The following is a 26533-nucleotide window of genomic DNA, read 5'->3' on the forward strand; positions in this document are numbered from 1 at the left end:
CGGTGCGGCGGCCCGTGGCGCGGATGCGGGACCAACGGGCGGTGCCGCGGCGGCGGGCGGCGCCGGTGCAACAGGCGGCGCCGCGGCGGGGATGACCGGAGTCGCGGGAGCGGCCTGAGCCGGCGGGGTGCGTCGCGCGGCGTCAACGGCCGGATCGGGCTCGATGGTCGGGGTGAGGCCCCAGCGGAAACCGCCGGACGGCGCCGGGGTGGTGGCGGCAGGCGCGGTGTCACCGTCGGCCGACGCAGAATCCGGGGATGGAACCTGCGCAGCGGGCCCCGGCGGTGCGGCGGGCGGGTCTGCTGGCGGTGCGGCGGGCGGCGCAACCGGCGGAACGACAACGGGCGTGACGGGGAGGGCGACGGTCGGGGGAGAGTCGGGCCCCGCATCCGCCTTGGTGCCGGCGGCGGCCTCGGCGGCAGCCTCGCTGTCGTCGGCGTTCAGCTGAGCCGCGAGCCAGTCCAGGCCGAGGTCCTTGTCGTCGTTGCCGCCCTGCTGCTCGGGCATCAGCTCAGTCCCAGGTCCTCGAGTCCGATGGCCGCGTAGTACGGGTAGCCGGCCTCTTCGATGATTTCGCGGGCCCCGGTGCTGCGGTCCACGACCACGGCGACGCCGGCGATGATGGCGCCCACCTTGAGCAGCGCCTCGATGGCAGCGAGCGGTGAGCCACCGGTGGTGGAGGTGTCTTCGAGGACGATGACCCGCTTGCCGGCGAGGTCTGGGCCCTCGACCTGGCGGCCACGGCCGTGGTCCTTGGGTTCCTTGCGAACGACGAAGGCGTCGTAGGCCAGCCCGCGGGCGGCACCCTGGTGCAGGATCGCGGTGGCGACGGGGTCGGCGCCCATGGTCATGCCGCCGACGGCCACGACATCCGGAATGTCCTTGATGAGATCGATCATGACCTGGCCGATCAGCGGGGCGACCCTGTGGTCGAGGCTGACCTTGCGGAGATCCACGTAGTACGTGGCCTTCTTGCCACTGGTGAGGGTGAAGTCACCGTGGAAGACGGCGTCGGCCGAGATGTAGTCGATGAGTTTTCTGCGGGTATCCATCACAGGGCTACTTTAGGCCAACACGCGCCCGCGCGCCCGGTGCACGATACGGGCGTGCGCCGGTCGGGGTGATCAGAAGCTGCGAACGAACTTCCGCACGGGAACACGACCGTAGCCATCCTTGTTCACGGCAACGACGGTGCCGACGACGGCGCCTACGGCAACAAGGGAGATGAGGAGCATGAAAACGAACACGGTCGTGCCTTTCGAGGGAAGTGGATGGCCGGGCCACGCGGGCTGCTGCCCGGTAACCGACGTCTTTATCTGACCACCAACAACCATTCAGCACAATCACATTGTTTAGCAAGGACTATGTAGTCTGGCTTCATGGATGTTCAGCGCCTCGAACTGCTCCGCGAGCTGGCCGAACGCGGCAGCGTGACCGCCGTTGCGCGGGCCACCCACCGCACCCCGTCTGCGGTCTCGCAGCAGCTGAAGGTCCTCGAGCGCGAGGCCGGCCTGCCCCTCACCGAACGCAGCGGGCGCGGGCTTGTGCTCACCGACGCCGGCCGCGCGCTGGCCGCGAGCGCGACGGATATCGCGGTGGCGCTGGAGCGCGCCACAGCCGTCTGGGACACCTTCCGCAACCGGGCCACCGGCGACGTGAGCCTGGTCACGTTCCCCACCGCCGGACAGATGCTGCTGCCGGGCGCACTGCAGGACCTGGCCGACCACGACGGCCTGGCGGTGCATTGCACCGACATGGACCCGGAGCTCAGCGACTTTCCCGCGCTCACGAGCGAATACGACATCGTGCTCGCCCACAGCATGCGCGGGCAGCACACCTGGGGCGGGCGCGGCCTCACCTCGGTGCCCCTGATGACCGAACCCCTCGACGTCGGCCTGCCGACCGGACACAGACTGGCCGGTCGGGTGTCGCTGGGCGCGAGCGACGTGGTCGGTGAGACCTGGATCGGCGTGCCCCTCGGCTACCCGTTCGGACGCATCCTGCACGACATCGAACTGCAGACCGGCAGCCGCGCCCGGGTCACCCAACGGTTCGCGGACATGCGGCTGATCGAATCGTTCATCATGGCCGGGCTCGGCATCGCCCTCGTCCCCCGATACACCTCCAGCGGCGACCAGCCCGGCCGGATGGTACTCAAGCCACTACGGGGACTCGACGCCGAACGGCAGATCGTGGCGCTGATGCGGCCCGACCGAGCCGAGCGCCTGGCCGTGCGTACCGTCGTCGAGGCGCTGCGCGCCCGGGCGGCGCAGGTGCAGGCCGAGCACGCGGCGGCGGCCGGCTGAGCCGGTACTCCAGCGGCTGGTCCTCCAGCGGCTGGTCCTCCAGCGGCTGGTCGTGCGCCGGCGGTTAGGCTGACCGGATGGCTGACATCGAATGGACCCTGCGCTGGGAGGCCGATCTCTCGGCCGACGACCACACCGCCCTGGCGGCCCTGTTCGCGCGCTACTACCCCGAGGACCACGCCACCTTCACCGGCACCCGCAGCTGGATGGGCGCCCGCCCGGAGGCCCGCGTGATCGGTTACCACGACGGCCGGCCGGTCGCCCACCTCGGCTTCGTGCGGCGGATGCTGCGCCTCGAGTCCGGCGGGTCGCAGCTGGTCGGCGATGTGGGACTGGTCGGCGTCGATCCCGACTTCCAAGGCACCGGCCTCGGCCGTCGGCTGCTCGCCGAGGCCGCCACGGCCCTGACCGGCCAGGGGCTGCCGTTCGGCTACCTCACCTGCGCTCCCGAGCTCGTCGCCTACTACGCCGGTGGCGGCTGGCGGCAGTCGCCCGGACAGGTGACCCGCATGATCGACACCCGGATGCGCCCGGAGACCTTCACCGGCCCCGCGATGGTGCTCCCGGTGGCGGCGCCGTTCAGCAAATGGCCGACCGGGCAGACGATCATCCGCGACGGCCTCGAGGTCTAAGCCCTCTGGCTGCCGACGCGCCCGGCGTCAGAGCGTGCGCACGCCACTCAGGTACCGGTCCACCACCACGTCGACGAGTGCGGCCGGGGGCTCCTCGCCCTCGACGAGGAGGGTCGCGCTGACCACGTCCGCGCCGGCGTCCTGCGACCACCTGGCGAAGGTGCCCGGTGCCAGCAGATAGCTCGCGACGACCACGCGGGCATCCGGTGACTCACTGCGCGCGGCGGCCACGGCATCCACCAGACTCGGCGTCGCGGCGGCGATGAAGGCGACGGTGACCGGTCGGCCCAGCAGGGCGGCTAGTTGCTCGCCCGCTGTGCGGCAGTCGGCCACGGCGTCCGCGTCGCTCGATCCCGCGGCGGCGAGGATCACGCGGTCTTCCGCGCGCAGGCCACTCTGGGCCAGCCGGTCGGCGAGGATGTCGGTCAGCCGGCTGTCGGGTCCGAGCGCCGCGGTCACGCCGACCTGACGCGGTTGGGCCTGGGCCACGGCGTTGGCGAGGTCGAACTTCACGTGGTACCCGGCGGACACCAGCAGCGGCACGATGACGGCGGACCGGCCGGGGCCGGCCTCGGCGAGGCACTGTGGCACATCCGGCTGCTGCACATCGATGAAACCGGCCGCAACCGGGGTGGCCGGGCTGATTGTGGTCAGCGCACGAGTCACCGCGTCGACGAGGGCCAGCACCGCGCGCTGGGCAGCGGGATCCCGGGAGCCGTGCGAGGCGAGGAGCAGGAGCGGCGCTGTGTCGCGCTGGAGTGCGTCGCTCATCACGCCGCGGCGCGGGCCGAGGCGTCCGGGGCCAGCCGCACCTGCACCGAGCCGGATTCGACCCTGGTCTCGAAGGTGGGCAGCGTGAAGTCGGCGGAGGTGAAGCACTCGCCGGTGGCCAGGTCATAGACCTGCTTGTGCAGCGGCGAGGCCAACGTCACCCGGTCCCCGTGCGAGCCGACGATTCCCCGGCACATCACGAACGAGCCGGTCGCGGGGTCCCGGTTCGAGACGGCGTACACGGTTCCGTCGGGCATCCGCACCAACGCGAGCTGCTCGCCGTCGACGATGGCCGCTTCTGCCCACAGGGGTTCGAGCTGGGAGAGTTCGCAGACTGTCGCCCATCCGGTGGTGGCGTCGGCGCTCCGCGGCGCGGTGGTGCTTTCAGTGGTCAGCATGATGTCCTCGATTCCGGCGCCGGGCCAGTGGATGCGTTCGGCACCCCCTCAGATTACCCAAGCCGGGGTCGTGATCTTCGGGACCAAGTACCCTCTTTTAGCGCGCGCGGATGTGACTTACTTGAGGGACGCCATGAGGTCGGCGCGACGGCGGACGACGCCGTCGGGATTATGCGGCCTGATTTACCCGAGAGATGCCGTAATGACACTGAACACTCCCCTGCCGACGACCAGCGAATCGGACGGCGTGCGCCGCGTCATCGTGATCGGAGGCGGCCCCGCCGCGCACCGGTTCACCGAGGCCATGGTCGCCCGCACTGTCGCGGACGGCGATTCCGCCCGGCCCGTCGACATCACCGTCATCGGCGAGGAAATCCACCTGCCCTACGACAGGGTCTCCCTCTCGCACCGCCTGAACGGTCCGGAGGACCTCACCCTGGGCGACCCGGTGTTCTGGCAGTCCGAGACCGTGCGCTACCGCGGCGGCAGCCGCGTCACCGCCGTGGACCCCGCGGCCCGGACCGTCACCCTCGACAACGGTGACGCCCTGGCCTACGACGACCTGGTGTTCGCGACGGGTTCGAGCGCCTTCGTTCCGCCGGTGCCCGGTGGCGACAAGGGTGTCGTGTACCGCACCATCGAAGACGTGGACTTCCTCGTCAGCGAGACCGCACGCCTGAAGGCGAAGTTCGGCCGGCCCGCGAACGTCACCGTGATCGGCGGCGGCCTACTGGGGCTCGAGGCCGCCGGCGGTGTGCAGCACCTCGGCGCCAACACCACGATCGTGGATGGCGCCACCTGGCTGATGCCCACCCAGCTCGACCAGGGTGCCGGCATGGCCCTCGGCCGTCTCATCCACGGCCAGGGCATCCACCTCGAACTCGGCCACCGCCCCACCGAGATCCTCGTCGCCGAGACCGGCCAGGTACTCGGGTTGACCCTCGACGACGATCGGCAGATCAACGCCGACCTGATTGTCTGGTCCATCGGCATCCGTGCCCGCGACGAACTCGCCCGCGCGGCGGGCCTGGAGATCGGCCCGCGCGGCGGCATCGTGATCGGCGACGACTGCTCCAGCTCCGTGCCCGGCATCTGGGCCATCGGCGAGGTCGCCAGCTACGACGGCCGCTGCATCGGACTCGTCGCTCCCGCGAACGCGATGGCCGAGGTCGTGGCCGACAGGCTCAACGGCGGCCAGGCCCTGTTCCCCGGCATCGACGACGCCACCAAGCTCAAGCTCTCCGGTGTGGAGGTGGCCAGCTTTGGTGACGCCTTCGGCACCGGCGAGCGGGCCCTCGAGGTCGTCTACGCCGACCCCGCGCGTGGCCTGTACCAGAAGGTCGTCGTGTCCAGCGACGCCAAGACCCTGCTCGGCGGCATCTTCGTCGGCGACGCCTCCCCGTACCTGTCGCTGCGCCCGCTGCTCGGCCGCGAACTGCCCGCCGAACCCGGCGCGTACCTGTCCGCCTCCGGCGCCGAGCTGCCGTCCAGCTCCGACATGCCCGACGACGCCCAGCTGTGCTCCTGCAACGACGTGTCGTTCGGCACCGTGCGCGCGGCCATCCGTGGCGACCACGGCGACCCCGTCACCGAGCTCGGCGCACTCAAGGCCTGCACCCGGGCCGGCACCCAGTGCGGCTCGTGCGTGCCGCTGCTCAAGAAGGTTCTCGAAACCGAACTGACCGCCGCCGGCCTTGAAATCTCGAAGGCGCTCTGCGAGCACATCTCGATCAGCCGCAGCGAACTGTTCGAGTCGGTGCGGGTACTGCAGCTCACCTCGTTCGACCAGATCATGGAACGTTTCGGCACCGGCCTCGGCTGCGATGTCTGCAAGCCCACCATCGCCTCGATCCTGGCCTCGCAGTCCTCCGCGTACATCCTGGATGCCGGCCGTGGCGGCCTGCAGGACACCAACGACCGTGCCCTCGGCAACATGCAGAAGGACGGCAGCTACTCGGTTATCCCCCGCATTCCCGGTGGCGAAATCACCCCGGAGAAGCTCATCGCGATCGGCGAGGTCGCCGCCGAATTCAACCTGTACACCAAGATCACCGGTGGTCAGCGGATCGCCCTGTTCGGCGCCCGGCTCGACCAGCTGCCCGACATCTGGCGCACCCTGGTGGATGCCGGTTTCGAGTCCGGCCAGGCCTACGGCAAGAGCCTGCGCACGGCAAAGTCGTGTGTGGGGTCGGCCTGGTGCCGCTTCGGAGTGCAGGATTCCGTGGCGCTGGCGATCACGCTGGAGAACCGCTACCGCGGCCTGCGCTCGCCGCACAAGTTCAAGATCGGTGTCTCCGGCTGCGCCCGCGAGTGCGCCGAGGCCCGCGCCAAGGACATCGGCGTCATCGCCACCGAGCTGGGCTGGAACCTCTACGTCGGCGGTAACGGCGGCTTCCAGCCCGTTCACGCCGTGCTGCTCGCCAAGGACCTCGACGAGGAAACCCTGATCAAGTACATCGACCGCTACCTGATGTACTACATCCGCACCGCCGACCGCGTGCAGCGCACCGCCCGCTGGCAGGAAGACATCGAGGGTGGTTTCGACCACGTCCGCGACGTCGTCTGCAGCGATTCCCTGGGCATCGCCGATGACCTTGAAGCGGCCATGGCCGCCCACATCGACGTGTACGAAGACGAGTGGGCCGCCACGCTGGCCGATCCCGAGCGCCTGCGCCGGTTCCGGCCGTTCGTGAACTCCGACACCCCCGACCCGTCGCTCCTTCAGGTGATCGAACGCGGCCAGCCGCGTCCGGCCCGCCCTGAAGAACGCGACGGCACCAGCGCCGCCGGCCCCGTCCACCTGGCCGGCCTCACCATCCCGGTTCGCCGGGACGACATCGACATCCCGGTTTCCTCGGCGACCGGCGTGGAGTAGCCCGTGTCCGCCGGCCTCGACTTCTCGGGGAAACGGGTCCTCGTCGTCGGCGGGGCCCACGCGGCACGCCGTGTCCTCGCGCGGTACCTGGCCTCGGGCGCGACCGTGTACCACCTGGCCGGACCCGGCCCGCAGTCGCCGGCCGTCCGACCGGCCCCCGGGGTGCACACCCCGGTGTTTCCCCGGTCGGTCGGCGCCTGGAATGCGCTCATCGCCGCCGTCGACCTGGTCGCCGTCGTGGAGACCACTCCGCCCACCGACGCCGTGATCGCTGCGGCGTGCGCGCGGCACCGCACCTGGCTGAGCCGGGAAACCGCGGCGTCGACCGCGCCCATCGGGTCGGTCACGCTCGTCGGCGGCGGCCCCGGCCTGGAAAGCCTGCTCACGGTCGGTGCGCTCGCGGCACTGAACGCGGCCGACATCGTCTACTACGACCGGCTCGGCCCCACCGACAGGCTCGACGTCTGGGCGCCCGGCGCCGAGCAGATCGACGTGGGCAAGGCTCCCGGTCACCACGCGATCCCCCAGCGCGATGCTGAGCGGATGATGGTGGCATCCGCCCTGGCCGGCCTCACCGTGGTGCGCCTGAAAGGCGGCGACCCGTTCGTCTTCGGTCGGGGTGGCGAAGAAGTCATCGCCTGCCGCGCCGCCGGTGTACCGGTGACCGTGATCTCTGGGGTGACCAGCGCCATCGCCGTGCCGGCCGCCGCGGGCATCCCCGTCACCCACCGCGAGATCACCCGGATGTTCACGGTGATCTCCGGGCACGCGCCGATCAACGACACCGAACTGACCCACCTGGTGGGCCTGGGCGGCACCATCGTGGTCCTGATGGGAATCGGCACCCTGCAGCAGCTGGTTGCCGGCCTCACCAGGCTCGGGATGCGCACCGACATGCCCGTGGCGATCGTGGAGCGCGGTTTCGCCCACGACCAGCGCACGACCCTCGGCCGGCTGGACAGCATCGCCGCGCTCGCGGCCCACGCCGGGGTGCGATCCCCCGCCGTCGTGGTGATCGGCGACGTGGTGGCCCTGGCCGCGCACGGCGATGACACTGCCGCCGATCTCCTGCGCGAGGCCGCGACCCTGGCGACCTAGGTTCCCGCCCCGCCGACCCGACTGACCGGCCGAGTTGCTGCAAAACCCCCTGTGCCTGCTCTGAAGGAGGAACTTTGCGGCAAGTCAGCGAAGGGGATCACCGCCACTTGAATGAGGTGCTCCCGGCGATGGTGCCGCATCCCGGCACCGCGAAGGCGGCGATCCTGCCTCGCCGGCTGCGCTGCCGGGGTGGGGCGAGAACCGCCGCCTTCCTCTGCCGCCTCCGCCCGGCCCCGGGCGGGAGGCGGTCAGGCTCTACCGTGCGACGCCCGGGTTCGGCGCGACAGGGAGTCGACGATGACCGCAAGCAGCAGCACCGCGCCGGTGATCATGTACCGGATCGACGAGTCCAGGTTGAGTAGGGTCAGGCCGCTGGAGATCGACTGGATCACCAGGATGCCCAACAGCGCTGAGAACGCGCTGCCGCGGCCGCCGAAGAGGCTGGCGCCGCCGATCACCGCGGCGGCGATGGCGTTGAGGTTGGTGTCGCCGCCGCCCGAGCCCTGGTTGGCTGCCGCCAGCCGGCCCGCGGCGAGGATGCCGCCCAGGGCCGCGAAGGTGGAGCACAGCACAAAAACCGTGAGGTAGACCTTGGTGACGTTGATGCCGGACCGCCGGGCAGCCTCCACATTGCCGCCGACCGCGTACACCGACCGGCCCCAGCGGGTGCGGGTGAGGAAGAAGTTCATCACCACGACGAGCACCAGGAACAGCACGAATGTCGCGCCGACACCGCGGGTCTGGTTGAGGTACCAGGTGGGCACGGCGAGCACCAGCAGCAGGAACACGCTGCGCACCACGATCGAGGTGGCCGGCACGGCCGAGAGCCCCGCCGCCGCCCGCCGGTTCGCGGTGACGAGCAGTTGCGCCGCATAGGCCAGTGCCGTCAGTATCACCAGCACGTAGGAGAGCCAGTCGGGCAGGAACCACTGCTGGGCGAACTGCACGATCCAGGAATCGAACGGGATGTTGATCGACCCCGTGGAGCCGAGCACCCACAGCTGCAGCCCGAGGAAGCCGAGCAACCCGGCCAGGGTGATCACAAAGCTGGGTACCCCGAACCGGGTATACAGGAACCCGTACAGCAGGCCGATGACCACACCGGACAGCAACGAGGCCAGCAGGGCGACCGGCAGCGGCCAGCCCAGGTTGACAAAACCGACCGCGAGGATGGCCGCGGACAGGCCGCTGACCGACCCGACCGACAGGTCGATCTCGCCCAGCAGCAGCACCAGCACGATGCCGATGGAGATGGTGCCGACGGCCGCGCACTGCAGGGTGAGGTTGACCAGGTTGGTGCTGGAGAGGAAGTTTGGGTTGAGCAGGGAGAACGCCACCCAGATCACGATCAGGCCGATCACAACGGGCAACGAACCGATGTCACCGGAACGTACCCGCCGACCGAAGGCGCGCACCGCACCGCCGATGCCGTGCTGCTGGATGAGACGCTCGTCCTGCAGGTCGGCGGCCACCGCGGCGAGGCGCACGGTTTCGGTGGGCGGCGCCGCCGGTTCGGGCGGGCTGGACTGTGGGGGCGATGTCGGGGTCGTCATGGCCGGGCCTCCTCTGGGGGTGCAACATCAGGGGGTGCAACGTCAGGGGATGGAACAGCGTCATCCGCGGCCTCCGGAGAGCCGACCCGGGCTTGGGCGCGCCGGGTGACGGCGTTATCGGAGGCGCCGGTGATGGCCGCGATGATGTCTTCGTAGGTGACATCGGCCACCTTGAATTCACCGTTGTTGCGGCCCAGACGCAGCACCACGATGCGGTCGGCGACGGCCTGCACATCCGCCATGTTGTGGCTGATCAGCACCACGGCCAGGCCGCGTTCACGCAGCCGCTCGATGAGGTTGAGCACCTCGGCGGTCTGGGCCACACCCAACGCCGCGGTGGGCTCGTCGAGGATCACGATGCGCGGGTCGCCGATCAGCGAACGGGCGATGGCCACGGTCTGGCGCTGACCGCCAGACAACGACGCCACCGGGATACGCACCGAGGGGATGCGTGCCGACAGTTGCCGCAACAGCTCCCAGGAGCGCTTCTCCATCTCGACCTCGTTGATGGTGCCCCGGCCGAGTTCGTGGCCGAGGAACAGGTTGGCGACCACGTCGAGGTTGTCGCACAGGGCCAGGTCCTGGTAGACGGTGGCGATGCCCAACGCGCCGGATTCAGCCGGGTTGTTGATCGTGACCGATTTGTCTCCGTCGGTGATCGTGCCGCCGTCCTTGGGGTGCACGCCGGCGAGGATCTTGATCAGGGTGGACTTGCCGGCACCGTTGTCGCCGACCAGCGCGACCACCTCACCGGAGTAGATGTCCAGGTCGATGGCGGTGAGGGCTTGCACGGCGCCGAAGTTCTTGTCGATCCCGCGCATGGAGAGCACGAGTTCGCTGGTGGGTGCGCCCTGCACGGGTTCGGGGGAAAGCACGGTCATTGTGATTCCTCTGTTTGCAGCCGCTGGCTGTTGGAGCCGGTGGGCCGACCGGGAGTCGAATCGTGGGTAGGACTCCCGGTCGGCGTCTGGGGCACCGCCTTACTGCAGGCCGGCGGCCGCGCAGGCGTCCGCGTATTCAGCGGTGCAGATCTCGTCGACGGTGTAGAAATCGTCGGCGATCACGGTGTCGGCAATGTTGTCGACGGTGACGACGACCGGGGTGAGCAGGGTCGCGGGGATGCCGTCAATCTCGGTGTCTCCCTCCGGCGTTTCGCCGCGGGCCAGCTGGTCGGCCACCTCGGCAGCCAACTCCGCTTCCAGTTTGATCGCCTTGTAGACCGTCATGAATTGGTCGCCGGCGACGATGCGCTGGATGCCGGTGAGCTCGGCGTCCTGACCGGTGACCGGGGGGATCGGGTCGACTCCGGCGGCCCGCAGTGCCGCGATGGCGCCGCCTGCCGTACCGTCGTTGGCCGCGTAGACGCCCGAGATCTGGTCACTGAACTGACCGATCTGGCCGGCCGCGAAGGTCTGAGCCTCCTCGGCACTCCAGTCCGGCGTGTCGAACTCGGCCAGGATCGGGATGCCGCTCGCGTCGATGACCGAGTGGGCGCCTTCCTTGAACAGCGTCGCGTTGCCGTCGGTGGGCGACCCGTTGATCATGATGATGCCGGTGGTCGTACCGTCGGCCTGGAGCCGCTCCACGAGGGCCTCACCCTGGAGAACACCGACCTGTTCGTTGTCGAAGGAGATGTAGTAAGCGATCTGGCCACCCTCGATGAACCTGTCGTAGGCGATCACCGGAACGTCCTGCGCGGCGGCGTTCGCGACGATGCTGGCTGCCGCCGCACCGTCGACGGGGTCGAGAACCATGACCTCGATGCCCTCGGTGAGGGCGGATTCAGCCTGCTGTTGCTGCTTCGAGGCATCCTGGTCGGCGTTGGCATAGACGACTTCGTAGTCGCCCAGGGTCGCCAGATGTTCTTCGAACAGCGGGCGGTCGAATTTCTCGTACCGGGCCGTCTGGGATTCGGGGAGGAGCAGGCCGATCTTGATGGCGTCGCCGGACCCGCCGCCGTCGTCGCTGCCGCCGTCGTCGCCGGTGGTGCACGCGGTCAGAGCACCCGCGGTAGCGATCAATGCGATCGACAGGAGCGCGAACCTCTTCCTGGGTTTTCTCATGATGTGCCTCCTACTGTGACCACCCTCGTTGGCGGTGTAACGAGCATGGCCCCGGTGCCAAATGCCGTCAAGGCTTGAACTCAAGAGGCCAGACCGCCCCTTTCGGGCGATATTTGCGGGGCCAGACCGGGCAGGATGCCACCGATCCCCGGCAGGATATCGGGGGCCGGGGCGGCCGCCACGGTGCGGATCGGGCCGTCGGTGCGGCCCGCCGTGATCTGGGCGCGATCGATGGCGAAGAGCACCGCGCCGAGCAACTCGGCCCGCTCCCCCAGCTCGCCCTTGACTACCTCGGGCACCCCGGCTGCAGTGGCCAGGGTGGAGCGTTCCAGAGCGTGCCGCAGGGGGCTGAGCAGCATCTCGCCGGCTTCGGCCAGCTCACCGCCGACCACGATGCGGTGCGGGTCGACGAGGTTGCTCAGACCCGCGAGCGCGATACCCAGGTGCCGGCCGGCATCGGCGATCACCCGGCGCGCCAGGGCCTCGCCCGCCTCGGCGCGCAGCACGACGTCGCGCAGCTTGACCTCGCCGTGGCTGCCGGGGAACTTCGCGGCCAGCGCCGAGGCTCCCACCAGGGTCTCCAGGCAGCCGCGGTTGCCGCATCGGCAGACCAGGCCCTGCTCGTCGAGGGTGACGTGACCGATCTCTCCGGCCTTGCCGCTACCGCCGCGATAGACCCGGCCATCCACGATCAGGCCGGCGCCCACGCCGTGCGACAGACGCAGATAGGCCGCCTGCCGGACGCCCTGGGCCGCGCCGATGCGGTACTCCGCGAGTGCACCGAGGTTGGCCTCGTTGTCGACGAACACCGGCCGGTGCAGCCGCGACTCGAGTTCTTCGGCGACGGGCACCCCGTCCCAGCCGCGCAGCAAGCCGGCGGTGGCGATGAGGCCGGTACGCGGGTCGACAGGCGCGGCCAGACCCACCCCCACCGCGAGCACCTCGTCGAGGCCGGCGCCCACCGACTCGGCCATGTCCCGGATGAGCAGCATCACCCTGTCGAGTTCGCTGTCGGCGCGGTGGTCGCGGGCCAGCGGCAGCATCCGCTCGGCCAGCACCTGGTGGCCGGCGTCGGCCAGCGCCAGCCGCAGTTGCCGGTTCGCCACGTGCAGGCCCACCACCAGGCCCAGTTCCCTGGCGAGGGTGACTCGCACCGCGCGACGGCCGCTGCGGGACGTGGGCGTGGTCGCCAGCACCCCGGCGGCGGCCTGCTCCTTGACGATGTTGGACACCGTGGCCGGCGACAGCCCGGTGACCGCGGCCAGTTCCACCTGGGTGAGGGCGCCGTGGTGGGTGATCGCGTCGAGGATGCGGGCGCGGTTGGCCTCACGCAGGGACGACTGCGACCCGGGATTGCGGCGGCTGCTCACAGGAGACACGATACTGCCGAGACCACCAGGACGGGCAAGCTTTCGCGCCGGGCGGTATTCCTGGACGTCCGGCGAGTGAAACGGACACGCAAGCCAAACAGGACGAGTCACCGCTGGCGGCTGTCGACCCGGACGTCGCGGACAAGGTGAAGGTGGCGCCGGGCACGGGCGGACCGGACGATTTCGGGGACGTGGAGGTCAACGAGGAAGACATCAACCTTCCGCCGTTCGGCGAGCACGTTGAGCCGCCGGACTAACCGGCCCACCGCACCGGCGGTGCCCCGCTAGCGCACCGCGTCAGCGAGAGCCCCGCCCAGCCACCGCTCGACCTCACGCTGCGATCGCAGCCTCACGACGACGAGGTGGGGGTGCGCAAGTTCCAGCGCCGGCACCCGTTCGTCGTATTTCCGCCGGGTCGAGATCGCCCACCGCACGATGTGCTCACGGTCACTGAGCAGCGTGCGGATGGGTGGCTCGACGTTGCCGTTCCACAACTCCTCGCGGCGAACCCGGCGGCGGATGGTACGGCGGATCACCCGGGGAAGCGTGACGCGCAGAACGGCAGATCGAGCCACACGAGCAGATCGGCACGTTCGGCAAGCACCTCGCGGGCGGCGCTGTACTGCCATTCGGTCGTCCATGACTCCGCGGCGATGAAACCGCGCACATCATCGGCGAATTCCGGCCGGGGCACCCACTTCGGGCCGTGGAACAGCGCGTCGATCTCCGTGTGTGCGCCCCCGGTGATCACGGCGATCCGCGCGGCGAGGGTGGTTTTGCCCGTACCGGACACCCCGGCAACCAGCACTCGGCGGGGCCGAAGCGGAAGGGCACCGTCGGCGGAGGCCATGGCCGTCCGACTCATCGCGGGCGCACCGGTCAACGCCTGATGGGTTTCCACTGCGGCGGGTCCTGGACGGTTCGCTGGGGCACGATGCGAGGGAGCACTCGGTGCAGCCGGACCGAGGACCTGAAGTACAGGAAAGCCAGCAACGCATCAGCGATCACACCGAGCACGCCTGCGAGTGCCACGTCGGTCGCCCCCGTGGCGACCGAGAACATCCAGTTGGCGACGCTCAGGACCAGCAACGATCCGACCACGAAGCCGGCCCGTGGTCGCGAGGTCATCCGCCACCAGGCGCGTGGCGGCTCAACCGGCTCGTCTGCACCACGGAAGGACCGCACACCACCGAAATAGAGGAGCAGGTACAGCAGGATGCCCTCCACCGCAAAAATCGGATTCGTGACGGTGTGCGGAAAGGCCGCGCTGTTGAGTGCCAAGACGGTCAGACCGGCGGCAATGTAGGCGACCTTCCACCGCGTCTTTCGGATGCGAAGCATGGCCAGAGCCTATGCCCAATGCCACAGCTCACTGGGACGATTCAGGCTGCGGCAATTCGTGCAGCCGCATCGCAATTGGGACGTGTGCGGTGGAGCTCGGCTTAGAGCGTGTCGACGGCAGCCCGTTCGACGGCAAGACCCGCGTGGTAGCGGTCCAGGTAGTCGGCGAAGCCGGCGACGTCGACAGGGTCGGGGGCGACGGTCTCGAATTCTTGCCCCACGAACACTCGCTCACGCAGGTACCCGTCCAGGTCGAGGTCGACGCCGGATGCTGTGGCCGCCGTGTAGGACGCCAGGACCGCGATGCCCCAGGCGCCGCCCTCCGATGCCGTCTCGGCGACCGAGACCGGGGCATCCAAGGCGCCGGCGAGGAATCGCTGGGCGACACCGGCGGTGCGGAAGAGCCCACCGTGCGCGAACATCGCGTCGAGTTCGACGCCCTCCTCGGCGAGAACGCGCATGCCGAGGCTGAGCGTGCCGAACACTCCGTAGAGCTGCGCGCGCATGAAGTTGGCGAGGGTGAGCCGGCTGTCGGGGGTGCGCACGAAGAGCGGCCGCCCCTCGGTGAGGCCGGCGATGGGCTCGCCGGCCAGGTGGTTGTAGGCCAACAGGCCGCCGGCATCCGCGTCACCGTCGAGCGCCTCACGGAACAGGGCGTCGAATACCGCGTCGCTGGCAACGGGGTTACCGCTGGCCGCGGCGAAGCGGCCGAACATCCCGGCCCACGCGGCGAGCTCGCTTGCCCCGTTGTTGCAGTGCACCATCGCGACGGGATCGCCGGCCGGGGTGGTGACCAGGTCGAGTTCGTGGTGCACCTTTTTGAGGGGGCGCTCGAGCACAACCATCGCGAAGATGCTGGTGCCGGCGCTGACGTTACCGGTGCGCGGGGCGACGGAACAGGTCGCGACCATGCCCGTGCCGGCGTCGCCCTCGGGCGGGCACAGCACGGCGCCTGGACGCAGGGCACCGGTCGGGTCGAGAAGGGCCGCGCCCGCCGCCGTGAGCTCGCCTGCCGGCTGGCCGGCCACCAGCACGGTGGGCAGGAGTGCGGCCAGGTTGAGGTCGGGAGCGGACTCGGCGACCAGACCGTCGTATCGGGCGAGGAGCTCGGCGTCGTAGTCCGCGGTGGCGGCGTCGATGGGGAACATGCCCGAGGCATCGCCGACGCCCAGGACCTTGCGGCCGGTGAGCTGCCAGTGCACGTAGCCGGCGAGGGTCGTGATGAAGTCGAGCTGCGCCACGTGCGGCTCGTGGTCGACGACCGCCTGGTGCAGGTGCGCGATCGACCAGCGCAGCGGAATGTTCACTCCGAACAGCTCGGTCAGCTCGGTCGCCGCGGGACCTGTGGTGGTGTTGCGCCAGGTGCGGAACGGAACCAGCTGCTCGCCGGCGGCGTCGAACGCTAGATAGCCGTGCATCATCGCCGAAACGCCGACAGCACTGTAGCTTTCCAGGCGAACCCCGTACTGCTTTTCGACATCGGCGACGAGGGCAGCGTGAGCGGCCTGGATGCCCGTCCACACGTCTGCCAACGAGTACGTCCAGACCCGATCGACGAACTGGTTCTCCCACTCGTGGCTGCCGACGGAGAGGACGTCAGCCGGGTCCTCGCCGATCAGGCAGGCCTTGATGCGGGTCGACCCCAGCTCGATCCCCAGGGACGTCCGTCCGCTGAGAATTGCGGTCCGGGCGGCGTCGAGTGCATCGTTGCTAGTCATATCTCGATTATGGCGGATGGCCGGGCACCTTTTGCAACGTTGTGAATCGCCGCCAGGTATTCGGCGTGAAGCTCCGGTTGACGCGGGTGGGGCAGGCGGTCGGGTGTCCGTCAGGCGACGGCCTTCTCCAACAGCTCGACGAGTCGCCTCTGGTCCTCGGCGGTGAGCTTGGTCACCGCGAATGAGGTGGGCCAGAGGTTTCCGTCGTCGAGGTTGGCGTCCGGCTGGAAGCCGATGGTGGCATAGCGCACCTTGAATTTGGCGGCGCTCTGGAAAAAGACCACCACCTTGCCGTCGGAGTCCGTATACGCCGGCATGCCGTACCAGGTCTTGGCACCCAGGTCGGTGTTCTCCTTCACCAATCGGTGCAAAGTCTCGGCCAGTTCCTGGTCGGTGCCGGACATCTCGGCGATCGCCGCCAGGCACGCGGCTTCGAGGTCGGCGCCCAGTTTTGCGGCCTTGGCCTCTGCCGCGGCCGCCCGCATGGCGGCCTTCTCCTCTTTGCTGAAGGTTTCGCTCACGATCTGTTCCTCACTGGTCAAGGTTGCGTCTCTGGCACCCACTGTAGAAGCAACCCGGCAGGTGTGCTTCTTCGATCCTGCTCGGCGGGCGCGAATGGGGCACCGGCGCATCCGGTGTGCCTGACTCAGGGACCGCCGAGCCAGCTGTCGATTCGATGGTGGTCCGGGGCGAACCCGTGGCCGACACCCCAGAGCACAGCCTGGGTACGGCTGGCGACCCCGATCTTGCCGTAGACGCTGCGGATATAGGACTTCACGGTGTTGGGACTGAGGTAGGTGAGCGCGGCCACCTCGGCGTTACTCTTGCCCTGGGTGATGAGCGCCAGGATCTCGGATTCACGGTCTGTGATTCCTTCGCGACGCCCGGGCCAGTCCAGTCCGGGAGCGCTGCCCGCTCGCTTCGGCGGATCGCTCACCACGATCTCACCGGCGTGCACCGACTCCAGGGCCGCGACCAGGTCGCGGGCGGGCAGCGTCTTCGACAGGTAACCGCTGACGCCCCGCTCCAACGCATCATCGATGAGCGAGGGCTGGAAATTCCAGGTGTACACGACGACGCGACGGGCTCGCGGGTTTCGCACGAGGGCCGTGAGCTCGGACAGATCGGACTCGGGCTGGGCGAAGGAGTCGTACAGCACGATGTCGGTTGTGTCGGAGAGAGCCGCATTCGCATCGATCTCCGCAACAAGCACACGATCCCGATAGTGATCGAACATGTGCGCCAGGCCCTTCAGCACGATGTCGTAGTCATCGACCAGGGCGACAGTCACGGGCTGGGTCGAAGACATAGTAGGACGCTACAGCTTCTGCCGGCCCGGCAGTTACACCCCTAGGGGTGTGCCGCCGCCTCCTTCTGGGTGATTTGCTGTTTATCGCCCAGCAACCGCTGGTCACATCGAAGGCTCAGCCCCATCAAACAGGAAGGAGACCACAATGCTTGGTCTCATCATCAGCCTCATCGTCGTCGGCATCATCGCCGGCGCCGTCGCCCGCCTCGTCGTGCCCGGTCGGCAGAACATTAGCATCCCGATGACCATCGTGCTGGGCATCATCGGTTCCTTCGTCGGCGGGTTCCTCGGCTTCCTGATCTTCCAGCACGACCCCATGGACGGCTTCTTCCAGCCGGCCGGCATCATCGGATCCATCATCGGCGCGATCATCGTGCTCCTGGTTTACATCCGCGTCAGCAATCGGCGCAGCGTTCAGCACTAGCCGGTCTCCCGGTGGCCGCCACCTGGCAGGTCACCGGGGCCGCATGCAGGGAGCGCAACCCTGACAGGCCCGGCGGAGGATGATGGCATCAACGCTTGGCGAGCCGGGTCGCCAAGCCCGGGTAACCGACCACAATGCCGTCGGAGTCGACGGTCAACTCGACCTGATCGTCACCACCGGCGCCGCGGTACCGGACCCGGCCGGGCGTCGACGAGGCATACACCTGGTCGCTCCGAATCACCCGCAGGGACGGTATCTCGATCCAGGCCATCACCAGCGCGGTCTCCGGCACGTTCCCATTCAGCAGCCGCAGGCGCCGGATCGGCATGGTGTTCGTCACAGGGCACAGGCCGATGTCGCAGTCGAGCGCACCGTCGATGCTGCCTGGTTCCGCAAGGCCGGCGGGCGGAAGACCGGCATCGCCCTGCACCTGGGTCACGGCTGCCCAGTGGTCGTTCTGATCCCGGGTCAGCGCGAGTGAACGCATCCAACCGGCGCCGTGCGCACTGATGTCGACCGTCAAGGTGCACCAGGCATCGGTGGCGTCCAACGACCAGGCGGTGGCATAGCCGACCGTGACCGAGGTTCCCTCGGCCTTCAGGCCGCTCTCCCCGATCTCGATCAACGCCCGATCGATGCGGTCAGGGTCGTCCTGCCCTCGCCAGGCCACATCCGATTGCTTCATGCGCCCATGTTGCCTGGGTGACGCCGGCACGTAAAGGCGGACTTCTTCACCAATCGCCGTTCCAGGTGTACCCAAAACGCAGCGTGTCGGGAAGAAGTCCGCCTTCACGTACTGGGCTAGGTGTTCTGCGGAAAGCCCAGGTTGATGCCGCCGTGGCTGGGGTCGAGCCACCGGGCGGTGACGGCCTTCTCCCGGGTGTAGAAAGTTATGCCGGCGGGGCCGTACGCCTTGGCGTCACCGAACAGGGAGTCCTTCCAGCCGCCGAACGAGTGGTACGCCACCGGTACCGGGATCGGCACGTTGATGCCGACCATGCCTACCTGCACCTCGTGCTGGAAGCGCCTGGCCGCCCCACCGTCGTTGGTGAAGATGGCGGTGCCGTTGCCGTACCGGCTGGCGTTGATGACGGCCACGCCGTCGGTGTAACTGGCCACCCGCAGCACGCTCAGCACCGGACCGAAGATCTCGTCCTTGTATACGGCGGAGTCCAGGCTGACCTTGTCGAACAGGGTCGGGCCGAGCCAGAAGCCGGCTGCCTCACCATCGACCTCGATGCCGCGACCGTCGATCACGACCTCCGCGCCATCGGCCAGGGCGATGTCGATGTAACCGGCGACCTTATCGCGGTGCGCCTCGGTGATCAGCGGGCCCATGTCGCAGCCGCGCATGCCGTCGCCCACTTTCAGTCCCTTGACGCGGTCGGCGATCTTGGAGATCAGCTCATCGGCGACGGGTTCGACGGCCACGATCACGCTGATGGCCATGCAGCGCTCCCCCGCCGAGCCGAAGCCGGCGTTGACGGCGGCATCCGCGGCGAGGTCGAGGTCGGCATCCGGCAGCACCAGCATGTGGTTCTTGGCGCCGCCGAGGGCCTGCACCCGCTTACCGTGGTGGGCGGCGGTCTCGTAGATGTACTTGGCGATGGGGGTGGAACCGACGAAGGAGATGGCCTGCACGTCGGGGTTGACCAGGAGCGCGTCGACGGCCTCCTTGTCGCCGTGCACGACATTGAAGACACCGTCAGGCAGGCCGGCCTCGGTAAGCAGCGCGGCGAGCCAGTTGGCGGCGGACGGGTCCTTCTCGCTGGGCTTGAGCACAACGGTGTTGCCCGCGGCAATGGCGATCGGGAAGAACCAGAGCGGCACCATGGCCGGGAAGTTGAACGGGCTGATGATGCCGACCACGCCGAGCGGCTGGCGCAAGGTGTACACGTCGACGCCGGTGGAGACGTTCTCGGAGAACTCGCCCTTGGACAGGTGCGGCAGGCCGAGCGCGAACTCGACGACCTCGAGGCCGCGGGCGATCTCGCCGAGGGCGTCGGAGGTGACCTTGCCGTGCTCATTGGTGAGGATGTCGGCCAGCTCGCCCTTGCGCGCATTGAGGAGCTCGCGGAAGGTGAACATGACGCCCTGGCGCTTGGCAATGGAGGCGTCCCGCCAGGCGGGGTACGCGGCCTGGGCCGACGCGACAACGGTGTCCACATCGGCGGCGGAGGCCAGGGAGACCAGGCGCTGCACTGCGCCGGTGGCGGGGTTGTAGACGGGGGCGGTGCGCGTGGAGCTTCCGGCGCCTGGGGCGCCGTCGATCCAGTGGGTGAGGACGGGAAGGTCGTTCATGTCAGTCGATTCTGTTGGGGTGTTGTCCGTTGATCGAGCTTGTCGAGATCCGGTGACCGTGTCTACGTTGTGAGATTTGGTCGCGGGTCTCGACAAGCTCGACCAGCGATGGGCTGTTAGAGAAGGTCCAGGGAGAGGACCTCGTCGTAGATGGCCAGGGCCTCGGCCACCTCGGAGTCGGTCACGACGCAGGGCGGCACCACGTGGATACGGTTGTCCATGATGAAGGGCAGCAGGTTGCGGGCCAGTAGCTCGGTCTTGATGCGGGCCATCACCGCCGGCGGCACGGGCGCCCTGCTCTCCGGGTCGGCCACGAGCTCGATCGCCCAGAAGACGCCCTCGCCACGCACCTCCCCGATGATCGGGTGCTTGGCCTTGAGCGCCGCCAGCCCCGGGCCGATGGCCTCGGCGCCGATCCGGGCGGCGTTGGCCACGATGCCCTCCTCCGCCATGGCGTCCAGCGCGGCGACGATCGAGGCCATCGCCAGCGGATGTCCGCTGTAGGTGAGCCCGCCGGGGAACACCGTGTCGTCGAAGTCCGCGGCGATGGCGTCCGAGATGATCACCCCGCCGACGGGCACGTAACCGGAGTTGACGCCCTTGGCGAAGGTGATCAGGTCGGGCACCACGCCGGTGCCGTCGAACGCGAACCAGCGTCCGGTGCGGCCGAAGCCCACCATGACCTCGTCGAGGATCAGCATGATGCCGTACCGGTCGCAGAGTGCGCGCACCCCGGCGAGGTAGCCCGGCGGCGGCATCAACACCCCGGCGGTGCCGGGGATGGACTCGAGCAGCACGGCCGCGATGGAGGTGGCACCCTCGCTCTGGATGACCCGCTCCAGGTGGTGCAGGGCCCTCTCGCATTCCTGCTCGGGCGTCGTCGCCCAGAACTCGCTGCGGTAGAGGTACGGGCCGAAGAAGTGCACGTGTCCGCGGGCGAACTCGTTGGGGATGCGGCGCCAGTCGCCGGTGGCGACGATGGCAGCGCCGGTGTTGCCGTGGTACGAGCGGTAGGTGGAGAGCACGGTGTCGCGGCCGGTGTGCAGCCGGGCCATCCTGATGGCGTTCTCGTTGGCATCCGCACCGCCGTTGGTGAAGAAGACCTTGTTGAAGCCGTCGGGTGCCCGGTCGACGATGCGTTTGGCGGCCTCGCCGCGGGCCAGGTTGGCGGTGGACGGCGCGATGGTGGTGAGCAGCTGCGCCTGCTCGATGATGCCCTTGATCACGGCCGGATGCTGGTGGCCGATGTTGACATTGACCAGCTGACTGGAGAAGTCGAGGTAGCTGCGCCCGTCGTGGTCCCAGACCCGGCAGCCGAGGCCGCCGGCGATGACGAGGGGCTTCAGTGCCCCCTGGGCGGACCAGGAGTGGAAGACGTGGGCGCGGTCGAGTTCGGTGGTGCGCTCGTTCAGCCCGGGCTTCGTGTCGGTGGTTGTGCCGGTGTCGATGTCGGTCACGATGTTGTTCCTTCTGCTCTGTGCCCCGCGGGTACCGGAGCGGTGGTGCACCGGGCGGCTGCGCTCGGCAGCCGCCCGGTGCGGAGGTTGTTCTACTCGCCGCCCTCCTTGAGGGTGACGTCGATCGGAGCCCAGTCGGCGCCCATGACGTCGACTCCCTCCTCGGTCAGCTCATCCAGGGCCTGTTGCACGTACTCGTTGGAGTACGCGGTTTCGGGCGGGTCTGTGGTGATGATGGTGCCACCGGTTTCGTTCTTGGTGTTCATGGCGATGTCGACGGTGTTGGCCCAGGCGGCCTCGTCGATCAGGCCGACGCCGTTCGTGGACGGGAAGATCAGCTTGCTGACCTCGTTGGTCATCCACAGCTGGTGCCCGGCGGGCAGGGCCGAGCCGGCATCGGCCACGATGGTCGCGGCGTCTTCGGGGTTCTCGGCGGCGTAGATCCAGCCCTTGATGGAGGCCTTGATGAACTTCACGGTCTGGTCGGCGTAGTCCTCGTCGTCGGCGAGCTTGTCGGTGTTGGCCCAGATGGCGTCCTGGAGCATCGCGGTGCCCTCCTCGTTCCAGTCGATGACGTTGAGGTCCTCTGGCTGGTAGAGCTCGCCGGTGTCGGGGTTGATGGTTTCCAGCACCTGGGCGTATTCGTTGTAGGTCATCGCCTGGGCCGCGTCGATGTCACCGGCGAGGAAGGCGTTCATGTCGAAGGCCTGCTGCACGAGGCTGATGTCGCCGACCTCGACGCCGGCCTGCTGCATGCCGGCGAAGAGTTCCCACTCGTTGCCGTAGCCCCAGCTGCCCACGTTCTTGCCGGCCAGGTCGGCCGGGCTGGTGATGTTCTTGTCCGTGAATGAGATCTGGGTGGTGGCGCTGCGCTCGAAGATCTGGGCGACGTCGGTGATGTTGGCACCCTGCTCGATGGAGCCGAGCACCTTGGGCACCCAGGAGATGGCGTAGTCCACGTCGTCGGACGCGAGCACGTCCTGCGGAACGATGTCGGCGCCGCCCTCCTCGATGGTCACGTCGAGGCCTTCCTCCTCGTAGTAGCCCTGGTCGACGGCCGCGTAGTAGCCGGCGAACTGGGCCTGGGCCACCCACTGCAACTGCAGGGTGACCGGGGTGAGGTCGCCGCCGGCGGAGTCCTCGGTCGGTGCGGTATCGCCGGAGGCGGTGCATCCGGTGAGAACGAGGGCGCTGGCCGCCGCGACGGCGCCGGCCGTTGTGAGCCATCGAGTGCTGTGTTTCATGGGTTCCTCCTGAGGTACTGCTGCGGGGGTGCTGTGTCGGGATGCTGCGGTGCGGGATGGTCAAGCGGTGGGGGCGCGGCGGCTGACCAGTTTTTCCAGGCCGAGAGCCGCGCAATAGAAGAGGAGTCCGAGGATGATGGAGCCGAGCACGTAGGCCCAGGCCAGCCCGTAGTTACTGCTGGACGCGGCCGAGGTGATCGACTTGCCCAGGCCCCCGACCGGGCCGCCGAAGTACTCGGCGATGAGGGCGGAGATCACGGCGAGCGAGGACGCAATGCGCAGGCCCGTGAACACGAACGGCACCGCGGTGGGCAGGGTGACGGTCTTGGTGGCCTGCCAGCTCGAGGCGGCGTAGGAGCGCATCAGGTCGCGGTGCACCGGGCGCACCATCCGCAGCCCTTTGAGGGTGTTGAAGTAGACCGGCACGAAGACCGCCAGCGCGGCCACGAGCTGCCGGGCGGTCTCGGCGTTGGCGCCGAACATCGTGTAGAGCACGGGCGCCAGCGCGACGATCGGCACCACGGCGACGGCGGCGACGATGGGGGCGGCCATCTCGTCGAAGATCCCCACCAGGGCCGAGAGGATGGCCAGCAGCACACCCACGATCGCGCCGAGCACCAGCCCGATCAGGGCGTTGCGCCCGGTGACGACCGAGCCCCCGACGACGTTCTGCAGGTTGGTGATGAACTGCTCACCGATCGCGAAGGGCCCGGGGAGGATGAACGGCTTGATCGCCAGCACGGTGACGACGCCCTGCCAGAGCAGGATCGCGGCCACGCCGAGCAGCACCGGTGGCAGCACGGTGCGGGCCAGGCCGGAGCCCGATGCGCCCGGCCGGCCCGGCCCGGCCTGCGCAGCCACGCGCGTGCTCGCGCCGGCGCTCATCGCGTCTCGGCCCCGCGCGGCCCGGTGGGGGCGCTGCCGTGCAGCAGCTCGCGCACCTGGCTGACCGAGTGGAAGAAGTCCGCGTCTTCGCGCAGATTCTCGCCGCGGTCGCTCATGCGGCCGAGGTTCACGCCGAGCACGTCGCGGATGCGGCCGGGCCGCGGCGACATCACCACCACCCGGTTGGAGAGGAACACCGCCTCGGGGATGGAGTGGGTGACGAAGACGACGGCGGCGCTGGTCTCGGCGCAGATGCGCACGAGCTCGTTCTGCATGCGCTCCCGGGTCATCTCGTCGAGCGCGCCGAACGGTTCGTCCATCAACAGCAGGCTCGGGCTTTCGGCCAGCGAGCGGGCGATGGCCACCCGCTGCTGCATGCCGCCGGAGAGCTGGTCGGGGTAGTGCCCGGCGAAGTCGCTCAGGCCGACAAGTTCGATCAGCTCCGCGGCGCGCTCGCGGCGGGCGGCCTTGCCGGCGCCGTGCAGCTCCAGCGGCAGTTCGATGTTGCCGGTCACCGTGCGCCAGGGCAGCAGGCCGGCCTGTTGGAAGGCGATGCCGTAGTCCTGATCGATGCGCGCCTGACTGGCGGTCTTGCCGAACACCTTGATCGTCCCGCTGGTGGGGGTGTCGAGGTCGGCGATCAGCCGGAGCAGGGTGCTCTTGCCGCAGCCGCTGGGCCCGATCAGCGAAACGAATTCGCCGGGGGCGACGGTGAGGCTCACCGCATCCAGGGCCGTGACGGATGCGCCCTTGCGGCCGGCGAAGACCCGGCTGACGTCGGTCACCTCCACGGCGTGCTGTACCGGTGCTGCTGCCGTGGTCATGCGGCCACCTCTCCCCTGCGGAATCGACGTAGGAACAGTGAGATCAGGCCGACAAAACCGGCGGCGACGAGGCCGACCAGGATCGACCCGAAGATGGGGGCCCAGGGCTTGCCAGGGTCGCTGCCGGCGGCGCCGGCGTATTCGACGATGAGCCGGCCGATGCCGCCGCGCAGACCGATCGACACCTCGGCGACGACGCTGCCGATCACGGCGCTGGCCGCCGCGAGGCGGAGGGCAGGCAGCAGGTAGCCCACGCTCGCCGGCAACCGCAGCCGCCAGAGCGTCTTCCACCAGCCCACCGCGTAGCAGTGCATCAGGTCAACGTGGTTGGTGTCCGGGGAGCCGAGGCCCTTGAGCGCGCCGATCGAGACCGGGAAGAAGGCGAGGTAGGACGCGATCAGCGCCACTGACATCCAGTTCTCCCAGGTGAAGGCGCCGAACTCAAGCTGCGCGCCCCACCGCCGCACCAGCGGGGCCAGCGCGATCAGCGGCACGGTCTGGCTGAGGATGACCCAGGGCAGGATGGCCGATTCGGCCAGCGCGAAGCGCTGCATCAGCAGTGCCAGGGCCAGGCCCACCGAGACGCCGACGATCCAGCCGACGGCCGAGATGCCCAGGGTGAACAGGGACGCTTCGAAAACGGCCTGCCACATCGGCACCGCGCTGGCGCTGCCGGTGACGGGCTCCAGGATGCGCTCGAGCATCACCCACAGGTGCGGCATCGCCATCTCGCTGGCCCGCGGCAGCACGGTGAGACCGCTGATGACCACGCCGTCTTCGGGGCCGAAGAAGGTGTAGAGCTCCCAGAGCACGGCGAGCACAAGCAGGCCGAGGGCGCCCACCAGGATGCGCCGCGGCATCCCCTGCCCCAGCCAGGCCCGGCCCCGCGCCGCCGCGCTGGACCTCGCGGGTCCGGTGCGCACGGAGCCGGCCGGGGTCATGCCTTGGCCGTGATGTGGTTGGCGAGGGCGGGGATCACGGTTTCGCCGTAGACCCGCAACGTCTCCTCTTTATTGTCGTGCTGCAGGTAGCCGGCGAACTGGTCGACGCCGAGTTCCTTGAGCGCCTTCAACTTCTCGATGTGAGCCTCGGCCGGCCCGAGCAGGCAGAACCTGTCGACGATCTCGTCGGGCACGAAGTCGGCGTGGATGTTGCCGGCGCGACCGTGCTCGTTGTAGTCGTAACCCTCGCGGCCCTTGATGTAGTCGGTCAGGGCCTGCGGCACCGCCCCGGACTGGCCGTACTTCTCCACGATGTCGGCCACGTGGTTGCCGACCATGCCGCCGAACCAGCGGTTCTGGTCGCGCATGTGCTGGATGTCGTCACCGATGTACATCGGCGCGGCCACGCAGAACTTGATGGCGTCAGGGTCGCGACCCACGTTCTCGGCGGCGGTGCGCACGGTCTTGATCATCCATTCGGCCACGTCGAGGTCGGCCATCTGCAGGATGAACCCGTCGCCGACCTCGCCGGTGAGCTTGAGCGCCAGCGGGCCGTAGGCGGCCACCCACACGTCGAGGGTGGAGCCCCTGCTCCAGGGGAACTGGAGGGTGGCACCGTTGTACTCGACCGCCCGGGAGTTGGCGAGTTCACGGATGACGTGAATCGATTCGCGCAGCGTCTTCAGGGTGCTGGGCCGGCCGTTGGTGACCCGCACCGCGGAGTCGCCACGCCCGATCCCGCAGATGGTGCGGTTGCCGTACATCTCGTTGAGGGTGGCGTAGGTGGACGCCGTGACGGTCCAGTCCCTGGTGGCCGGGTTGGTGACCATCGGGCCCACGATCACCTTGCGGGTCTCGCTCAAGATCTTGCTGTAGATCACATAGGGTTCCTGCCAGAGCAGGTGCGAGTCGAAGGTCCACACGTGGCTGAAGCCGTGGTTCTCGGCCAACTGGGCCAGCTGCACGGTGCGCGCCGAGGGCGGGTTGGTCTGGAGTACTGCGCCGAAGTCCATGGGGTTCCCG

General features: G+C 68.9%; 27 protein-coding genes and 1 pseudogene. 5 read left to right on the forward strand and 23 right to left on the reverse strand.

What is annotated here, in order from left to right; genetic code table 11:
* The 3 genes and pseudogenes from E3T22_RS18995 to E3T22_RS19465 all read right to left on the reverse strand — a co-directional run.
* A pseudogene (locus E3T22_RS18995) lies at positions 1–507 on the reverse strand (hypothetical protein); the annotation flags it as partial.
* Positions 507–1052 carry an orotate phosphoribosyltransferase gene (gene pyrE / locus E3T22_RS05560; protein ID WP_165787853.1) on the reverse strand — a complete coding sequence of 182 codons (546 nt, stop codon included), beginning with the start codon at positions 1050–1052 and terminating at the stop codon, positions 507–509. The gene pyrE and the pseudogene E3T22_RS18995, both read right to left, overlap by 1 nt.
* Before the next feature lie 72 nt (positions 1053–1124).
* Positions 1125–1247, reverse strand: a complete 123-nt coding sequence (locus E3T22_RS19465) for a hypothetical protein (protein ID WP_255453135.1) — start codon at positions 1245–1247, stop codon at positions 1125–1127.
* A gap of 132 nt (positions 1248–1379) precedes the next feature.
* Between E3T22_RS19465 and E3T22_RS05565 the strand changes: the two genes are divergently transcribed.
* Together E3T22_RS05565 and E3T22_RS05570 are read left to right on the forward strand one after the other, a co-directional pair.
* On the forward strand, positions 1380–2306 hold the full coding sequence (locus tag E3T22_RS05565; RefSeq protein ID WP_088457425.1) for a LysR family transcriptional regulator: 927 nt from the start codon (positions 1380–1382) through the stop codon (positions 2304–2306).
* Positions 2307–2383: 77 nt separating this feature from the next.
* Positions 2384–2938, forward strand: coding sequence for a GNAT family N-acetyltransferase (locus E3T22_RS05570; RefSeq protein ID WP_134480787.1), 555 nt, complete (start codon positions 2384–2386; stop codon positions 2936–2938).
* Positions 2939–2965: 27 nt separating this feature from the next.
* On the opposite strand, the gene E3T22_RS05575 is transcribed toward E3T22_RS05570, so the two are convergent.
* Positions 2966–3709, reverse strand: a complete 744-nt coding sequence (locus tag E3T22_RS05575; RefSeq protein ID WP_134480786.1) for a sirohydrochlorin chelatase — start codon at positions 3707–3709, stop codon at positions 2966–2968.
* Positions 3709–4107, reverse strand: a complete 399-nt coding sequence (gene nirD, locus E3T22_RS05580) for a nitrite reductase small subunit NirD (protein ID WP_088457428.1) — start codon at positions 4105–4107, stop codon at positions 3709–3711. Before nirD ends, E3T22_RS05575 begins: the two co-directional genes overlap by 1 nt.
* Positions 4108–4309: 202 nt before the next feature.
* On the opposite strand from nirD, the gene nirB reads away from it, so the two are divergent.
* Complete coding sequence (gene nirB, locus E3T22_RS05585) at positions 4310–6982, forward strand: nitrite reductase large subunit NirB (protein ID WP_134480785.1); 2673 nt, start codon at positions 4310–4312, stop codon at positions 6980–6982.
* 3 nt (positions 6983–6985) lie between these two features.
* A complete protein-coding gene (gene cobA / locus E3T22_RS05590; RefSeq protein ID WP_088457430.1) occupies positions 6986–8080 on the forward strand; it encodes a uroporphyrinogen-III C-methyltransferase in 1095 nt (364 codons plus the stop codon).
* A 248-nt stretch (positions 8081–8328) separates the two neighbouring features.
* On the opposite strand, the gene E3T22_RS05595 is transcribed toward cobA, so the two are convergent.
* The 10 genes from E3T22_RS05595 to E3T22_RS05635 form a co-directional block, all read right to left on the reverse strand.
* Positions 8329–9633, reverse strand: a complete 1305-nt coding sequence (locus E3T22_RS05595) for a sugar ABC transporter permease (RefSeq protein WP_103478542.1) — start codon at positions 9631–9633, stop codon at positions 8329–8331.
* The gene (locus E3T22_RS05600) at positions 9630–10514 is read right to left on the reverse strand and encodes an ATP-binding cassette domain-containing protein (protein ID WP_088457432.1); all 885 of its coding nucleotides are present in this window, start codon (positions 10512–10514) and stop codon (positions 9630–9632) included. Before E3T22_RS05600 ends, E3T22_RS05595 begins: the two co-directional genes overlap by 4 nt.
* 99 nt (positions 10515–10613) lie before the next feature.
* Complete coding sequence (locus tag E3T22_RS05605) at positions 10614–11696, reverse strand: sugar ABC transporter substrate-binding protein (RefSeq protein ID WP_103478541.1); 1083 nt, start codon at positions 11694–11696, stop codon at positions 10614–10616.
* An 80-nt stretch (positions 11697–11776) separates the two neighbouring features.
* Positions 11777–13066, reverse strand: a complete 1290-nt coding sequence (locus E3T22_RS05610; protein ID WP_088457434.1) for an ROK family transcriptional regulator — start codon at positions 13064–13066, stop codon at positions 11777–11779.
* A 284-nt stretch (positions 13067–13350) separates the two neighbouring features.
* Positions 13351–13602, reverse strand: a complete 252-nt coding sequence (locus E3T22_RS19630; RefSeq protein ID WP_341476107.1) for a hypothetical protein — start codon at positions 13600–13602, stop codon at positions 13351–13353.
* Positions 13599–13967, reverse strand: coding sequence for a hypothetical protein (locus E3T22_RS19635; RefSeq protein WP_370449236.1), 369 nt, complete (start codon positions 13965–13967; stop codon positions 13599–13601). Before E3T22_RS19635 ends, E3T22_RS19630 begins: the two co-directional genes overlap by 4 nt.
* Positions 13946–14407, reverse strand: coding sequence for a hypothetical protein (locus tag E3T22_RS05620; protein ID WP_103478540.1), 462 nt, complete (start codon positions 14405–14407; stop codon positions 13946–13948). Before E3T22_RS05620 ends, E3T22_RS19635 begins: the two co-directional genes overlap by 22 nt.
* 101 nt (positions 14408–14508) lie before the next feature.
* Entirely contained in the window at positions 14509–16125 is a 1617-nt protein-coding gene (locus tag E3T22_RS05625) for a xylulokinase (protein ID WP_103460942.1), read from the reverse strand.
* A gap of 110 nt (positions 16126–16235) precedes the next feature.
* Positions 16236–16646 (reverse strand): hypothetical protein, encoded by a 411-nt coding sequence (locus tag E3T22_RS05630; protein WP_198414960.1) that lies wholly within the window; start codon positions 16644–16646, stop codon positions 16236–16238.
* Positions 16647–16771: 125 nt separating this feature from the next.
* Positions 16772–17434 carry a response regulator transcription factor gene (locus tag E3T22_RS05635; RefSeq protein WP_088457437.1) on the reverse strand — a complete coding sequence of 221 codons (663 nt, stop codon included), beginning with the start codon at positions 17432–17434 and terminating at the stop codon, positions 16772–16774.
* Positions 17435–17579: 145 nt separating this feature from the next.
* Between E3T22_RS05635 and E3T22_RS05640 the strand changes: the two genes are divergently transcribed.
* Positions 17580–17858, forward strand: coding sequence for a GlsB/YeaQ/YmgE family stress response membrane protein (locus tag E3T22_RS05640; RefSeq protein WP_088457438.1), 279 nt, complete (start codon positions 17580–17582; stop codon positions 17856–17858).
* An 88-nt stretch (positions 17859–17946) separates the two neighbouring features.
* Here E3T22_RS05640 and E3T22_RS05645 read toward each other — a convergent pair whose 3' ends face one another.
* The 8 genes from E3T22_RS05645 to E3T22_RS05680 all read right to left on the reverse strand — a co-directional run bounded on the left by E3T22_RS05645 (position 17947) and on the right by E3T22_RS05680 (position 26523).
* Positions 17947–18543 carry a putative glycolipid-binding domain-containing protein gene (locus E3T22_RS05645; RefSeq protein ID WP_103478537.1) on the reverse strand — a complete coding sequence of 199 codons (597 nt, stop codon included), beginning with the start codon at positions 18541–18543 and terminating at the stop codon, positions 17947–17949.
* 116 nt (positions 18544–18659) lie between these two features.
* Positions 18660–20159, reverse strand: a complete 1500-nt coding sequence (locus E3T22_RS05650; protein WP_134480784.1) for a CoA-acylating methylmalonate-semialdehyde dehydrogenase — start codon at positions 20157–20159, stop codon at positions 18660–18662.
* A 116-nt stretch (positions 20160–20275) separates the two neighbouring features.
* Positions 20276–21607 (reverse strand): aspartate aminotransferase family protein, encoded by a 1332-nt coding sequence (locus E3T22_RS05655; RefSeq protein ID WP_088458144.1) that lies wholly within the window; start codon positions 21605–21607, stop codon positions 20276–20278.
* A 101-nt stretch (positions 21608–21708) separates the two neighbouring features.
* Positions 21709–22860: an ABC transporter substrate-binding protein gene (locus tag E3T22_RS05660; protein WP_134480783.1), complete on the reverse strand. Its 1152-nt coding sequence runs from the start codon at positions 22858–22860 to the stop codon at positions 21709–21711.
* 60 nt (positions 22861–22920) lie between these two features.
* Entirely contained in the window at positions 22921–23745 is an 825-nt protein-coding gene (locus E3T22_RS05665; RefSeq protein ID WP_088457442.1) for an ABC transporter permease, read from the reverse strand.
* A complete protein-coding gene (locus tag E3T22_RS05670) occupies positions 23742–24569 on the reverse strand; it encodes an ABC transporter ATP-binding protein (RefSeq protein ID WP_134480782.1) in 828 nt (275 codons plus the stop codon). Before E3T22_RS05670 ends, E3T22_RS05665 begins: the two co-directional genes overlap by 4 nt.
* Positions 24566–25510, reverse strand: a complete 945-nt coding sequence (locus E3T22_RS05675; protein ID WP_134480781.1) for an ABC transporter permease — start codon at positions 25508–25510, stop codon at positions 24566–24568. The genes E3T22_RS05670 and E3T22_RS05675 overlap by 4 nt, the downstream gene beginning before the upstream one ends.
* Positions 25507–26523, reverse strand: a complete 1017-nt coding sequence (locus E3T22_RS05680; RefSeq protein ID WP_134480780.1) for a TIGR03842 family LLM class F420-dependent oxidoreductase — start codon at positions 26521–26523, stop codon at positions 25507–25509. The genes E3T22_RS05675 and E3T22_RS05680 overlap by 4 nt, the downstream gene beginning before the upstream one ends.
* Between the last annotated feature and the right edge of the window lie 10 nt (positions 26524–26533).

It is taken from the genome of Cryobacterium sp. TMB3-10 (assembly GCF_004402305.1).
In the GTDB taxonomy this organism is placed as follows: Bacteria; Actinomycetota; Actinomycetes; order Actinomycetales; family Microbacteriaceae; genus Cryobacterium; species Cryobacterium zongtaii.

What these genes read in the sequence shown, in the direction of transcription:
- E3T22_RS05575 (WP_134480786.1), bottom strand. Translation starts at nt 3,709, where the DNA reads ATGAGCGACGCACTCCAGCGCGACACAGCGCCGCTCCTGCTCCTCGCC.
- E3T22_RS05640 (WP_088457438.1), top strand. Translation starts at nt 17,580, where the DNA reads ATGCTTGGTCTCATCATCAGCCTCATCGTCGTCGGCATCATCGCCGGC.
- E3T22_RS05635 (WP_088457437.1), bottom strand. Translation starts at nt 17,434, where the DNA reads ATGTCTTCGACCCAGCCCGTGACTGTCGCCCTGGTCGATGACTACGAC.
- nirD (WP_088457428.1), bottom strand. Translation starts at nt 4,107, where the DNA reads ATGCTGACCACTGAAAGCACCACCGCGCCGCGGAGCGCCGACGCCACC.
- E3T22_RS05605 (WP_103478541.1), bottom strand. Translation starts at nt 11,696, where the DNA reads ATGAGAAAACCCAGGAAGAGGTTCGCGCTCCTGTCGATCGCATTGATC.
- nirB (WP_134480785.1), top strand. Translation starts at nt 4,310, where the DNA reads ATGACACTGAACACTCCCCTGCCGACGACCAGCGAATCGGACGGCGTG.
- E3T22_RS05570 (WP_134480787.1), top strand. Translation starts at nt 2,384, where the DNA reads ATGGCTGACATCGAATGGACCCTGCGCTGGGAGGCCGATCTCTCGGCC.
- E3T22_RS05625 (WP_103460942.1), bottom strand. Translation starts at nt 16,125, where the DNA reads ATGACTAGCAACGATGCACTCGACGCCGCCCGGACCGCAATTCTCAGC.
- E3T22_RS05595 (WP_103478542.1), bottom strand. Translation starts at nt 9,633, where the DNA reads ATGACGACCCCGACATCGCCCCCACAGTCCAGCCCGCCCGAACCGGCG.
- E3T22_RS05675 (WP_134480781.1), bottom strand. Translation starts at nt 25,510, where the DNA reads ATGACCCCGGCCGGCTCCGTGCGCACCGGACCCGCGAGGTCCAGCGCG.
- E3T22_RS05600 (WP_088457432.1), bottom strand. Translation starts at nt 10,514, where the DNA reads ATGACCGTGCTTTCCCCCGAACCCGTGCAGGGCGCACCCACCAGCGAA.
- E3T22_RS05670 (WP_134480782.1), bottom strand. Translation starts at nt 24,569, where the DNA reads ATGACCACGGCAGCAGCACCGGTACAGCACGCCGTGGAGGTGACCGAC.
- E3T22_RS05645 (WP_103478537.1), bottom strand. Translation starts at nt 18,543, where the DNA reads ATGAAGCAATCGGATGTGGCCTGGCGAGGGCAGGACGACCCTGACCGC.
- E3T22_RS05660 (WP_134480783.1), bottom strand. Translation starts at nt 22,860, where the DNA reads ATGAAACACAGCACTCGATGGCTCACAACGGCCGGCGCCGTCGCGGCG.
- E3T22_RS05650 (WP_134480784.1), bottom strand. Translation starts at nt 20,159, where the DNA reads ATGAACGACCTTCCCGTCCTCACCCACTGGATCGACGGCGCCCCAGGC.
- E3T22_RS05620 (WP_103478540.1), bottom strand. Translation starts at nt 14,407, where the DNA reads ATGCTTCGCATCCGAAAGACGCGGTGGAAGGTCGCCTACATTGCCGCC.
- E3T22_RS05565 (WP_088457425.1), top strand. Translation starts at nt 1,380, where the DNA reads ATGGATGTTCAGCGCCTCGAACTGCTCCGCGAGCTGGCCGAACGCGGC.
- E3T22_RS05680 (WP_134480780.1), bottom strand. Translation starts at nt 26,523, where the DNA reads ATGGACTTCGGCGCAGTACTCCAGACCAACCCGCCCTCGGCGCGCACC.
- pyrE (WP_165787853.1), bottom strand. Translation starts at nt 1,052, where the DNA reads ATGGATACCCGCAGAAAACTCATCGACTACATCTCGGCCGACGCCGTC.
- E3T22_RS05665 (WP_088457442.1), bottom strand. Translation starts at nt 23,745, where the DNA reads ATGAGCGCCGGCGCGAGCACGCGCGTGGCTGCGCAGGCCGGGCCGGGC.